The organism is Priestia sp. RMT2NF4, assembly GCF_047872835.1.
Taxonomy (GTDB): Bacteria; Bacillota; Bacilli; order Bacillales; family Bacillaceae_H; genus Priestia; species Priestia zanthoxyli.
The window spans coordinates 24,163-36,458 of record NZ_JBLQZO010000004.1 but is presented as its reverse complement, the minus strand read 5'-3'; the positions used below and the strand labels follow the sequence as shown (position 1 = coordinate 36,458).

Genomic DNA, 12,296 nt, shown 5'->3' with positions numbered 1-12,296 from the left:
CACTGTTATTCTACTTGTTTTTTCTATCGTAGCATATCTTTTATTGCGCTTTCATCCACTTCGTTAACTTCTTTACCGTTTCTCGGTTTTCTTTTGGTGGAAAAGCATGTGGAAAGTTTTCAAAATACCAGCTGGTAACTTTTTTATTGGACTTCTTTAGTTTAGATTCGAGCTGATAGGAATGATCAATTGAGACGTTTTTATCTTCTAAACCATGAATAAGCAAGACCGGCGGCTCGACGAGATGAGCACGATGCAAAGGTGTCCTCCATTCGTATCTTTCAGGATATTTAGAAGGAGTTCCTCCAATCACCCGCTTCATCATTCTTCTTAAATCTTCTCTTTCTTCATATGTCAGCACCATATCCGTGACGCCTCCCCATAGCACAAGAGAACGGCTGTCTTTTTTTTCAATGGCTGTGAGTAAAGCCATCACTCCCCCTCGTGAAAACCCAAAAATATGAATGCGGTCATGGTGGACGTTAGGGAGCTGTTTCAGTAAATCGTAAGCAGCAAAAGCATCGTAACGATCATCTCCTGCAAAATCTTCGTTTCCTTCGCCTCCTTGATTTCCCCTATAGAACGGAGCCATCACAATAAAACCTTGTGAAGCAAATTGAATGAGTCGAGCAGGGCGAACCGTTCCTACGTTCTTAATACCTCCTCTTAAGTATAAAAAGCCGTCATACATTCCTTTTTCTTTTGGCTCTGCAAGCATTCCTTTAATCTTAAGCCCTTGACATGCATATGTAATCACCCACAGCGTCACGCGAGGATTTGATGATGGGAAACGCTGTTTATAAAGAATTGTTCCATCTTTCATTTTTTTCCTCCATTCTTTATATAACTAGCCTACTTTCTTCCGCTAAGGTTTACTTTCAGTCGTTGACTACTACTTCTTTGATTTTCCACATAGTTATATAGGCACTCACCTTCTTCCACTTCTTTACATACATTATCATAAAATATTTTATTACTTTAAGGAGGCTTGCTTTATGAAACCAATTAAATGGCTTTTTTCTTTGCTTGCTATTATGATTTTACTCATTCCACTAATTAGCTGCAGCAAAACAACATCTGTACAAACGGTTCGTGTCGGCGAAGTAACTCGCTCTATCTTTTATGCTCCCCAGTACGTCGCTATTTCAAAAGGCTTTTTTGAAGAAGAAGGACTAAAGGTAGATTTAAAAACAACTTGGGGCGGAGATAAGACAATGACGTCACTTTTATCTGATGGCATCGACGTCGCCTTAGTCGGCTCGGAAACGTCAATCTACGTATATGCACAAGGGTCTAGTGATCCCGTCATCAACTTTGCACAGCTAACCCAAACCGACGGAACATTTCTAGTAGCACGTAAAAAGGTCGATCAATTTTCATGGGATCAGCTTAAAGGCAAAACGTTTCTTGGTCAACGCAAAGGCGGCATGCCGCAAATGGTAGGGGAATATGTGTTAAAACAGCATAATATTGATCCTAAAAAAGATGTAAAACTCGTTCAGAACATTGATTTTGCTAACGTTGCGAATGCTTTTGCTTCTGGTACTGGAGATTACGTTCAATTATTTGAGCCAACGGCTAGTATTTTAGAGAAACAAGGAAAAGGACATATCGTTGCTTCCTTCGGAAAAGAATCAGGAACAGTTCCTTATACAACATTTATGGCCAAAGAAAGCTATTTAAAAGATAACCCTGAAGCAGCAGCTAAATTTACTCGAGCTATTTACAAAGCACAAAAATGGGTGAATACACATAGCACAGATGAAATTGCTGAAGTGGTTGCACCGTATTTTGAAGATACACCTAAAGACACGCTAAAAACTGTTATTGACCGCTATAAATCGCAAAAATCCTTTGCAACTAACCCTTTATTAGATGAGAAAGAGTGGGATCATTTACAAACAATCATGGACGAATCTGGAGAACTTCCAAGACACATTAATCACAGCAAGCTAGTCAACACAAAATTCGCAAAAGATGCAATGAGGGAGTAATATGACAAAACTTCACATTCAAGATGTTCAACATATGTACCTTACGACAAAGTCTGCTACCACTGCACTTGAACATATTAATTTGTCTATTGAAGAAGGAGAATTCGTTTCCTTTCTCGGCCCAAGCGGATGTGGAAAAACGACGCTTCTATCGATTATTGCAGGCTTGATTGAACCAACGTCAGGCTCTGTCACAATAGACGGTGAAAATATCGGAACATCAGTTCCAAACATCGGTTATATGCTTCAACAAGATTATTTGTTTCCGTGGAAAACCATTAAAGAAAATATTTTACTTGGGCTTGAAATTCGCGGACAGCTAACAGACAAAACGGAGAGTAAAGCACTGCTGCTCCTAAAAGAAATTGGTCTACAAGGCGTAGATGACCTATATCCACACCAGTTATCCGGAGGCATGAGACAACGCGTCGCTTTAGTCCGAACACTTGCCATTGACCCCGCTATTTTACTCTTGGATGAACCTTTTTCAGCACTTGATTTTCAAACAAAACTCAAGCTTGAAGAACTTGTCTCCAAAACACTGATGACTTATCAAAAAACGGCCGTTTTGGTCACGCACGATATCGGCGAAGCCATTGCTATGAGCAGCCGAATCTTTTTATTCTCAGCCAAGCCAGGAAAAATCGCAAAAACATTCACGGTTCCTTCTATTTTACGAACCCTCTCTCCGTTTGAAGCACGACAGCATCCTGTCTATAACGATTTATTTATGGACATATGGAAGGAGCTTGATCAACTTGAAACCCACTAGCTCCCTAGATACTCTTCACGAAAGCTACCTTCGCAAGGTTCGGGGCGAAAAACGATTAGTACTGAACGTACAGCTGGTCATTTTCTTAGCCTTTTTTAGCTTCTGGGAACTGGCTTCTCGTTTAAAGTGGATTGACCCTTTAATCTTCAGTTCCCCTACTAAAGTATGGCATTTATTTTTAATTAAACTTGCCGACGGCTCGCTGGCAGAACATATTGGTTTTACGTTATTCGAAACAGTTCTTGGCTTCATTTTAGGCACAGTGCTAGGTATTTTACTTGCAACGGCCCTTTGGTATTCAACTAGGCTTGCACATATATTAGACCCTTACCTCGTTATTTTAAACGCCATGCCTAAAGTAGCGCTGGGCCCTATTTTAATTGTAGCAATTGGGCCAGGATTTTTCTCAATTTTAACGATGGGAGCGATTATATCCGTTATCATTACATCCATCGTCGTTTACACAGCCTTTAAAGAAGTGGATCCAAACTATATTAAATTACTAAAAAGCTTCGGGGCAACGAAAACCCGCTGTTTTAAAGAAGCAATTCTTCCAGCTTCCATGCCTGCCATTATTTCCACATTTAAAGTAAACGTCGGTTTATCTTGGGTAGGCGTCATCGTAGGAGAATTTTTAGTTTCTTCAAAAGGGCTTGGATATATGATTATTTATGGTTTCCAAGTCTTCAACTTTACTCTTGTTCTTCTCAGCTTATTATTAATTGCCATTTTCGCTACGATTATGTACCAAGGCGTGGCTTATCTAGAAAAGAAATTGATCCGACGCTCATAAAAAATACCCCCGTACAAACGGGGGTATTTTCGTTGATATGATGCTTTTACAAAAATGTTCGCTTTACATATTTCATTACATACTGCAAAACATTATCTTTCATAATGAAGCTGTACGCATCATCTTGTTGAATGCCCGAAGGTAGTTCGTCAATCATTACGGGACCATCTGTTTCCATGTAGTCTTCTTTTTTAATTACATTTCCAATCGTAGCAAAATAAATATTTTTAATAATGGTCTTTCCTTTACTTACTACTTTATATTGACCAATATAAGTTAAAGAAGAGACTTCTCCGCCTGTTTCTTCAAACACTTCTCGAACCGCTGCTTCTTCTGGTATTTCATTGCCTTCTAGTTTTCCTCCGGGAAATTCTAAACCTCGTTTTGAGTGATTCGTTAGCAACCATTGATTTTCATACCTGCATACGACCCAAACATGACGTGGAGTTTTCGAGAATGGATTTTTTTCAAATGATAAAAATACTTGATTATGATATGCATCCTTAAATGTGTACATGGTCGACTCAAACTCCATTTGATTTTTCCCTTATTTTATCATACATTACGGCCATACCTGATAAGAAAAGTATGCTCGTACTTTTTTTCTTTGCATTTTACCCCTTATTCCGTTCTATCTGAAGATAAAATATTCATCTGTTTGATATGTGATTTTGTTTCATCGTCTCCCAGCTGATAAAGCATGGCATATATGTCAACTGTTGTTTTATCGTACATATCATTTTGAGAATCATGATGATATTCCAGATACGGAATATGGGATCGCCAAAAGCTTGACCAATCGCTTGAAGCGCGCTGATCTAAATAGGTTCTCAGCTGCTCCACTTCTTCATCTGTTGCTTCAATCGCATAATTCCAATCTGAAGCAGTATTTGACTGATTGATTTCCCCTGAACTCAGAGATACATAATATTTTTTTGTCATGAAAGATATTCAGCTCCTTCTTTCTAGTGCCAACTTATCTTTCTTATGTGTATCTTATTCTTTTTTTATACACTCTACGATTTAAAGCGGTCTTTTAAAATCGCTATTGCTTTTTTTAACGGCTCTGGAATTGGAACCCCTACAATTCTTGCGTTTTCTGTAATTGAAATCATTTCGTTTAAAATATAGAACAAAATAGCTCCATCTCGAATAATATGACCGTTTTCCCAAAATACAGAATCGATAAAGTTTGCTACAGCAATCATGGCAAAAATAAAAATTTTTTTGGCAATTCCTTTAAAACCTACTTTGCTAGATAAACGTTTATTTATAAAAGCTGCAATCGTGCCTGTCAAGTAATCCATTGCCACTAATGCTACTAAAGCCATTAGTAAATAGTCCCACTCTCCAAATAAAAAAAAAGCCAGTGAACCTAAACTTGAAATTATCAAGACAGAAAGCTTCTGCATATCCACTTTTTTCACCCTTTCAGCAGTCATATCCCTACAGTATATGCCGGTGAAAAAAAAGTGTTCGTCCATCTTATCATAAAAAAACCTGCGATTGCTCGCAGGTTTTACTTACTTGCCTAGGAATGACTTTAACATCCACGTATGTTTTTCTAAGCTTTGATGAATAGCTAACAGCATGTCTCCTGTTGTTTCATCGCCCGCTTCACCGGCTGCATCCATTCCTTCTTTTAATTCAGCAGTTAGCGTATCAAAATCGCTTACTAAAGAAGCAACCATGTCTTTAGCCGTTTCGCTTCCATCCGCTTCTTTAATAGAAGAAAGCTCTAACGATTCTTTCATTGTTGCCACAGGTTTTCCTTCTAGTGCTAAAAGGCGTTCTGCAAGGTCATCAATAATTGTAGCTGTTTCCGTATACAGCTCTTCAAACTTTTCATGAAGAGTGAAGAATTGTTCACCTTTCACGTACCAATGAAAATTATGAAGTTTTATGTACATTACACTAAAGTTTGCCACTTGTTTATTAACAATTTCATTTACATTTGCTGCCATGTTGTTCGCTCCTTTGTGAACTCTTTATATAGTATAGTTGTACCCTTTTTTAGTTGATTAAAACATTTTTTTCATAAAAAGAGACATTTCCCTTTCTTTAGACTCGGAGAAACGTCTTCATCTTTTTCCAAATAAAATAAGCAGCCCAGCGGACTGCTTATTTTTAGCCAAATACTTTTTCTAAATCTTCTTTGTCCTGTTCTAACCAGAACTTCATCAAGCGTTTTGCTCCTTCTAAATCGTGAAGTTTTGCTTGACCGCACTGTTTTTCATTTGCTGCTGGAATTTCAGTAATGTTAATTGCATCTTTTAGCGTATCGTCCAACAAATCAATAATTTCACGTACAGTCGGCTCCCCGCTCACTACTAAGTAGTATCCCGTTTGACATCCCATAGGCGAAATATCAATAATATCAAAGTGATCGTATTTTTCTACATGAGTACGAATATTAAAAGCTAATAAATGCTCTAACGTATGAATAACGTCCGGCTTCATTGCTTGTTTGTTTGGTTGGCAAAAACGAATATCGAATTTATTTACAACGCCGTCGCTTCCCACTTTGTGAACACCGCAGTGTCTTACGTAAGGTGCTTTAACCGCATTATGATCTAGCTCAAAACTTTCTACTGATGGCATAATACCACTCCTTTTTTCTTCTTTCACCTATCATAACATGCAATTCCGATATATTTCATCCATTTAATAACCTTTATTTCTTTTAGTTGCTTTTTATTCCTTCTATCCCTTATAGTATGAGCAAACACGAAAGAAAGAACGTGATAATAAATGATTGCAAAGCTTTTGCTTTTACTTATAAAAGGATATCAAAAAGGAATTTCGCCTTTTCTTCCGGCAAGGTGCCGGTTTTACCCTACTTGCTCCCAGTACGGAGTTGAATCCATTAAACGCTTTGGTGCCGTAAAGGGATCTTATTTGACTATAAAACGCATTTTAAAATGCCACCCGTTCCATCCGGGTGGCATCGATGAAGTACCTGAGAAAAAATCACACTAAGCTTTAGTTGTTTTCGATTGCTTCATACCCATTTACAACAACATCTAGCTTTCCTGTATTTGGATCAATAACTAGTCCATGTACAGGAGTATCTTTTGAAAATAGAGGATGATTACGAATTGTCTCTACACTATGCTGAACAGTCTCTTCTACTGAATCAAAACCCGTTAACCATTTTTTCAAGTCCATAGAATATTCAATGGTATTAATCACTTCATCTGAGATGCCTTTTGCTCTTACTTTCTCTAAAAAAGGTTCCGCCTGAAGTTTACCTGCTCCGCAGTCATGGTGACCAATTACACATACCTCATCAGCTTGTAGCTCGTACACAGCTACTAAAATGCTTCGCATAATACTTCCAAATGGATGTGAAACAAGTGCTCCTGCATTTTTAACAATTTTCACGTCTCCGTTACGCAGATTTAAAGCGTGCGGAAGCAATTCTACCAATCTTGTGTCCATACACGATAAAATAACCATTTTTTTATTAGGGAATTTGCTTGTTTCGTAAAGTTCATACTTCTTTTCTTCTACAAATTTTTTGTTGAATTCTAAAACATCTTGTAATAAGCTCATTTGCTGTCTTCTCCTTCATAAAAAAAATTCTTTCTTGTATTATAATACTTTTTCCTATAAGATGAAAAGTGTTAAATCGTAATCATTATTATTTAAAGACAAGAAAGTAGGTTATAACAGTGAAAAAAATTCCCGTTACCGTTTTAAGCGGATACCTTGGGTCAGGTAAAACAACTCTTTTGAACCATATTTTAAAAAATAAAGAAGGTTTAAAGGTCGCGGTCATTGTCAATGACATGAGCGAAGTAAATATTGATGCAGACTTAGTTAAACAAGGCGGATTTTCTCGAACAGAAGAAAAACTTGTTGAAATGCAAAATGGCTGTATTTGCTGTACGCTTCGAGATGATTTAATGAAAGAGGTAGAACGCCTCGCTGACAATGATGATATTGATTATATTGTCATTGAATCTTCCGGAATCAGCGAACCTATCCCTGTTGCTCAAACATTTACTTATATTGATGAAGAGCTTGGCATTGATTTAACTCAGAAATGTTCATTAGATACGATGGTCACTGTAGTAGATGCTAATCGCTTTTGGGAAGACTTTTCATCCGGCGAAAGCTTATTAGACCGCAAAGAAGGAACGGATGAAAACGATAAAAGAGAAGTGGTTGATTTATTAATCGATCAAATTGAATTTGCAAACGTCATTTTATTAAACAAAGTTGATTTGTTAACAAAAGATGATGCAGATGAGCTGCAGGCTGTTCTTCACAAATTAAACTCAGAGGCCACTGTTATCCAAACAATTAATAGTGAGGTAAAACTTGAAGCCATACTTCATACCGACTTATTCGACTTTGAAAAAGCTAGTCAAGGAGCCGGGTGGATTAAAGAATTAAATGAAGAACACCATACGCCTGAAACAGAAGAGTTTGGTATTTCTTCTTTTGTATATAGAAGGAATCGTCCCCTTCATCCTGAACGCTTTATGAAATGGTTAGAGGACTGGCCGGTTGATATTGTACGTGCAAAAGGATTTTTCTGGCTTGCTTCACGTAACCATATGGCAGGACTTCTTTCTCAAGCAGGTACGTCCATTATGATTCAAGGAGCGGGTGAATGGGTCGCAACGTACACAGCAGAGGAAAGGGAACAAACCTTAAAGGAAGAACCTGAATTACGAGCAAAATGGGATGAACAATTTGGAGACCGTATTAACGAGCTTGTATTGATTGGTATTGATATGAACAAAGCTGAAATAATTGAAACTTTAGACTACTGTTTGCTGACAAATGAGGAAATGAATCAAGATTGGGCTACTTTCAAAGACCCCCTTCCTAAGTTTACAGTAAGTGCGTAAATTTTTAGTTTTCAAATCGTAATAATTACGATATAATAACATAGGTCATAAATGGTTACGATACGAACGGAAGGAGCAACATAATGAAATTCAAACCACTTTTAATGGTGCTGGCATTAGGAATTGGAACAGCCCTTGCAGGGTGCAGTTCAAGCAGTGCAAATAACGCATCTGATAATAAAAATAAAAAATTAGAAGTTTACACAACAATTTACCCTTTACAGGATTTCACTGAAAAAATCGGTGGAAAATATGTAGAAGCTAAAAGCATTTTACCAACCGGTGTAGATGCTCACTCATTTGAACCTACCACAAAAACAATGGTCAAAATCGCAAACGCGGACGCATTCGTTTACTCAGGAATTGGGCTTGAAGGCTTTGCAGATAAAGCACAGTCTACGCTAAAGAATGAAGATGTCGCTTTAGTAGAAGCTGCAAAAGGAATTGAACTAGCAAAGAGTTCTGAAGATGAGCATGCCCACGAGGACGAACATGCACATGAAGAAGAGCATCACCACGGAGATACAGACCCTCACGTTTGGCTTGATCCTATTTTAGCTATTCAATTAGCAGAAAATATTAAAAATGAACTTGTTGAATTAAAACCGGATAAAAAAGCAGAATTTGAAAAGAACTTCCAATCCTTAAAGACTCAGCTTGAAGATGTGAACCAAGAGTTAAAAACAACGATTGGCGACGCACCTCATAAAGAAATTTTAGTATCACATGCAGCCTACGGCTACTGGGAAAAACGATACGGATTAAAGCAAATTAGCGTAGCGGGTTTATCTCCTACAAATGAGCCGTCTCAAAAACAATTAGAAAACATCGTAAAACAAGCAAAAAAAGACCATATCAAATACTTTATCTTTGACCAAAATTTAAAGCCTAAAGTGTCTACGCTTGTAAAAAATGAAGTGGGAGCTCAAGCTTTAACACTTCATAACTTAGAGTCATTAACGAAAAACGATGTTAAAAATAAAGAAGATTATTTCTCCATTATGCAACACAACATTGATACGTTGAAAAAAGCATTATATTAATAAAAAAACTAGCCTCTCGGCTAGTTTTTTTATTGTAATTTATATTTTTGCTTAAAGCGTTCCACACGGCCGCCTTTATCAGCAAATTTTTGTTTTCCTGTATAAAATGGATGTGTATCCGAACTAATTTCAACTTTTAAGAGCGGATATGTGTTGCCATCTTCCCATTGAACGGTCTCATTTGATTGTTTTGTAGATCCTGATAAAAATGATGTCCCGCTATTTGTATCCATAAACACAACTTTACGATAGTCTGGATGAATATTTGTTTTCATTAAATATCTCTCCTTTAAAACAATATATACTTATTATAATCGTAATGATTACTATTTTCAAGTTATATGTTTTACCAATTCTGATGCATAAAGCGTGGTAAAAAGTGGACAATAAGGTTTATCAATACTTTACTGGAAAGGTTGAAAAATGAATGGATCATTTAGTTACTGCACGTTCAATGTTTGGTCTGAACATGGGAGTACATATCATTTTTGCCACTCTTGGCGTCGGCATTCCTCTCATGATTTTATTGGCTGAAATTCTTTACTACAAAACAAAAGATAAAGATTATGAACTTATGGCACAGCGCTGGACAAAAGGAGCTGCTGTCCTGCTTGGAGTCGCTATTCCTACGGGAACGATTGCTGGTGTGCAATTAGCGTTGCTTTGGCCGGGTTTTATGGAAATCGTAGGAAAAGTGATGGCTCTTCCTTTTCAAATTGAAATTTATGCTTTCTTTATTGAGGCTCTTTTTCTCTCTATTTACGTATACGCAGCGGACCGTATTTCTCGAAAAATGAGGATTATCAGTCTCATTTTAGTAGCAATAGGCGCTCTTGCCTCTGCCGTTTTAATTACAAACGTGCACGCATTTGAAGGAACACCTGCTGGCTTTCGAATTTTAAATGGCGAAATTGTAAGCGTAGATCCTTGGGCAGCTTTCTTTAATCCGAGTTTCTTTGTAACGTCCGGTCACGTAGCCGTTTCTGCTTATACAACAGGAGGCTTTGTCATTGCTTCAGTCGCTGCCTTTAAAATGCTTCGTGCGCGAAAACATAATCCAAGAGAATATAAATTTCATCATAAAGCATTGATGATGGGATTAGTAATCGGCGGGATTTTTTCTTTTGTAACAGCTTTGAATGGACATGAATCGATGCAAAAAGTATACGAATATCAACCCGAAAAACTTGCAGCAGCTGAAGGTCTATTTGAAACGCAAGATCATGCGCCATTAGCTTTAGGCGGATTTACAGATGAAAAAGAACAGCGAGTCAAGTATGGCATTGAGTTTCCATGGATGCTCAGCTTCTTGTCGGGTAATAGCTTTAATACAGTGATTACTGGACTCAATGACTTCCCTAGAGATTATTGGCCGCCGCTTTTTGTGCATACCTTGTTTAACGGTATGGTCATTATCGGATCGATTTTAATTTTAGTGGCGCTAGTGGGCGTTGTTTGGTACAAGTTTTTAAAGAAGAAAAGCTTCCCTAAAGTTTTCATGTGGGCATTTGTCGCAACGGGCCCTCTCGCGATCATGGGCATTGAATTCGGATGGATTTTCGCATGTACAGGCAGACAACCCTGGGTCATTTACCGCATCATGCGTACATCAGAAGCCGTTACTACTTCTGCTAATTTGCATATTTTATTTTTCTTGTTTTTGCTTGTTTATATCGTACTCGTGGCCGCAGTCGCCCTTGTACTGGTGTTTTATTTTAGACGAAATCCGCTTTCTAAAGAGCTTGCTGCGCAAGCAGATTAAAAAGGATGTGAGAATATGGGTGATTCATTACTAGCAATTACTGTAATATGGGGCTTCATTTTTATCTATGCTGTAATGGGAACGATGGACTTTGGAGCTGGTTTTTGGTCGATGGTCTATATTAACCGTACGAAAACAAATGCTACAGATGTAGCAAACAGATATCTATCGCCTACTTGGGAAGTAACCAATGTATTTATCGTTGCGATTGTTGTTGCGCTGTTTAGCTTTTTTCCGCGAGCTACATTTACGCTTGGAACAGTGCTACTAGTACCGGGGAGTATCATTTTACTTCTCTTATCTATTCGAAGCGGATTTTTAGTGTTTTCACACTATGCTGGCAGCTTCAAATATCGGAGAGCGTTGGTTTATGTATCTGGTATATCTGGCGTATTAATTCCTGCTTTTTTAATCGCCGTACTGCCCGTAAGTCAAGGTGGATTTATTGATGTAATTGACGGAACGCAGCGATTAAATTTAGCAAGAGTGTTTTCAAGTCCGCACGTCTATTCATTTATTGGTTTTGCCATTACCTCTTCCCTGTTTCTGTCGTCTCTTTTATTAGCAGATTATTCGAAGTCATCTGACGAAATGGAAGCTTATGCGGTCTATCGGCGCGATGCGCTCATTACAGGACCTCTTTCACTGCTAATGGCTATCTTTATTATGATTACAATGCAATCAGAAGCCAGCTGGTTATATGATAAAATGATGCAGTTTAAGCCTCTTCTTTACGGGTCTGTAGGTCTATTTGTAGTAGCTGGTATTGCTCTGCTGCTGCCTTCTCAAAAAGGAAAAGGAATGCCTCGTTTAGCCGTGGTATCAATCGTCCTTCAATATTTCTTAGCAAGTTACGTATACGGACGAAGTCATTTACCGTATGTCGTGTATCCAAACGTAACGATTGAGAATGGATTTACACATCCCGATGCGTTCCATTCGTTATTTATTGTGTATATTGTTGGCTTTGCGATTTTATTTCCTGGATTCTTTTATTTCTGGCGTCTATTTATGAAAGATAATAAAGAATACAGCAAAAAGAAGCCATATTAAAAACCCGGTCAGCACTT

Annotated in this window: 16 protein-coding genes; 8 read left to right on the top strand and 8 right to left on the bottom strand. The window is 37.8% G+C overall.

All coding sequences use genetic code 11. From position 1 onward, the window contains the following. Positions 1–40 precede the first annotated feature (40 nt). The gene (locus ACMX9J_RS17765) at positions 41–823 is read right to left on the bottom strand and encodes an alpha/beta hydrolase family protein (protein ID WP_416226070.1); all 783 of its coding nucleotides are present in this window, start codon (positions 821–823) and stop codon (positions 41–43) included. 172 nt (positions 824–995) lie between these two features. Here ACMX9J_RS17765 and ACMX9J_RS17760 point away from each other — a divergent pair, with 172 nt between their 5' ends. The 3 genes from ACMX9J_RS17760 to ACMX9J_RS17750 are packed head-to-tail and all read left to right on the top strand — an operon-like array spanning position 996 to position 3,559. Further along, positions 996–1,994 (top strand): ABC transporter substrate-binding protein, encoded by a 999-nt coding sequence (locus ACMX9J_RS17760; protein ID WP_416226069.1) that lies wholly within the window; start codon positions 996–998, stop codon positions 1,992–1,994. A 1-nt stretch (position 1,995) separates the two neighbouring features. After that, positions 1,996–2,766, top strand: coding sequence for an ABC transporter ATP-binding protein (locus ACMX9J_RS17755; protein WP_025750714.1), 771 nt, complete (start codon positions 1,996–1,998; stop codon positions 2,764–2,766). Continuing rightward, positions 2,753–3,559: an ABC transporter permease gene (locus ACMX9J_RS17750; RefSeq protein WP_416226068.1), complete on the top strand. Its 807-nt coding sequence runs from the start codon at positions 2,753–2,755 to the stop codon at positions 3,557–3,559. The genes ACMX9J_RS17755 and ACMX9J_RS17750 overlap by 14 nt, the downstream gene beginning before the upstream one ends. A 46-nt stretch (positions 3,560–3,605) precedes the next feature. On the opposite strand, the gene ytkD is transcribed toward ACMX9J_RS17750, so the two are convergent. From ytkD to ACMX9J_RS17725, 5 genes are all read right to left on the bottom strand, one after another. Beyond that, complete coding sequence (ytkD, locus tag ACMX9J_RS17745; RefSeq protein ID WP_034271379.1) at positions 3,606–4,076, bottom strand: RNA deprotection pyrophosphohydrolase; 471 nt, start codon at positions 4,074–4,076, stop codon at positions 3,606–3,608. Between the two features lie 104 nt (positions 4,077–4,180). Then, positions 4,181–4,501, bottom strand: a complete 321-nt coding sequence (locus ACMX9J_RS17740) for a hypothetical protein (protein ID WP_033579584.1) — start codon at positions 4,499–4,501, stop codon at positions 4,181–4,183. A 74-nt stretch (positions 4,502–4,575) separates the two neighbouring features. Further along, positions 4,576–5,001, bottom strand: coding sequence for a phage holin family protein (locus ACMX9J_RS17735; RefSeq protein ID WP_014457957.1), 426 nt, complete (start codon positions 4,999–5,001; stop codon positions 4,576–4,578). A gap of 81 nt (positions 5,002–5,082) precedes the next feature. Then, the gene (locus ACMX9J_RS17730) at positions 5,083–5,523 is read right to left on the bottom strand and encodes a Dps family protein (protein ID WP_013059546.1); all 441 of its coding nucleotides are present in this window, start codon (positions 5,521–5,523) and stop codon (positions 5,083–5,085) included. A gap of 163 nt (positions 5,524–5,686) precedes the next feature. Further along, positions 5,687–6,160, bottom strand: a complete 474-nt coding sequence (locus tag ACMX9J_RS17725) for an S-ribosylhomocysteine lyase (protein ID WP_013059547.1) — start codon at positions 6,158–6,160, stop codon at positions 5,687–5,689. Positions 6,161–6,310: 150 nt separating this feature from the next. Here ACMX9J_RS17725 and yidD point away from each other — a divergent pair, with 150 nt between their 5' ends. Beyond that, positions 6,311–6,538 carry a membrane protein insertion efficiency factor YidD gene (gene yidD / locus ACMX9J_RS17720; RefSeq protein WP_080754454.1) on the top strand — a complete coding sequence of 76 codons (228 nt, stop codon included), beginning with the start codon at positions 6,311–6,313 and terminating at the stop codon, positions 6,536–6,538. Between the two features lie 3 nt (positions 6,539–6,541). Here yidD and ACMX9J_RS17715 read toward each other — a convergent pair whose 3' ends face one another. After that, on the bottom strand, positions 6,542–7,114 hold the full coding sequence (locus ACMX9J_RS17715) for a beta-class carbonic anhydrase (RefSeq protein ID WP_028411855.1): 573 nt from the start codon (positions 7,112–7,114) through the stop codon (positions 6,542–6,544). A 119-nt stretch (positions 7,115–7,233) separates the two neighbouring features. Between ACMX9J_RS17715 and ACMX9J_RS17710 the strand changes: the two genes are divergently transcribed. Next, entirely contained in the window at positions 7,234–8,421 is a 1,188-nt protein-coding gene (locus ACMX9J_RS17710) for a GTP-binding protein (protein WP_416226067.1), read from the top strand. Positions 8,422–8,504: 83 nt separating this feature from the next. After that, positions 8,505–9,464 (top strand): metal ABC transporter solute-binding protein, Zn/Mn family, encoded by a 960-nt coding sequence (locus ACMX9J_RS17705; protein ID WP_028411857.1) that lies wholly within the window; start codon positions 8,505–8,507, stop codon positions 9,462–9,464. A 29-nt stretch (positions 9,465–9,493) separates the two neighbouring features. Here the strand turns inward: ACMX9J_RS17705 and ACMX9J_RS17700 are convergent, their stop codons facing one another. After that, positions 9,494–9,739 carry a type B 50S ribosomal protein L31 gene (locus ACMX9J_RS17700; protein WP_013059552.1) on the bottom strand — a complete coding sequence of 82 codons (246 nt, stop codon included), beginning with the start codon at positions 9,737–9,739 and terminating at the stop codon, positions 9,494–9,496. A 152-nt stretch (positions 9,740–9,891) separates the two neighbouring features. On the opposite strand from ACMX9J_RS17700, the gene ACMX9J_RS17695 reads away from it, so the two are divergent. Both ACMX9J_RS17695 and ACMX9J_RS17690 read left to right on the top strand, forming a co-directional pair. Further along, positions 9,892–11,226: a cytochrome ubiquinol oxidase subunit I gene (locus ACMX9J_RS17695; protein WP_028411859.1), complete on the top strand. Its 1,335-nt coding sequence runs from the start codon at positions 9,892–9,894 to the stop codon at positions 11,224–11,226. Positions 11,227–11,241: 15 nt separating this feature from the next. Then, positions 11,242–12,279 carry a cytochrome d ubiquinol oxidase subunit II gene (locus ACMX9J_RS17690; RefSeq protein ID WP_028411860.1) on the top strand — a complete coding sequence of 346 codons (1,038 nt, stop codon included), beginning with the start codon at positions 11,242–11,244 and terminating at the stop codon, positions 12,277–12,279. The last annotated feature ends 17 nt before the right edge of the window (positions 12,280–12,296 follow it).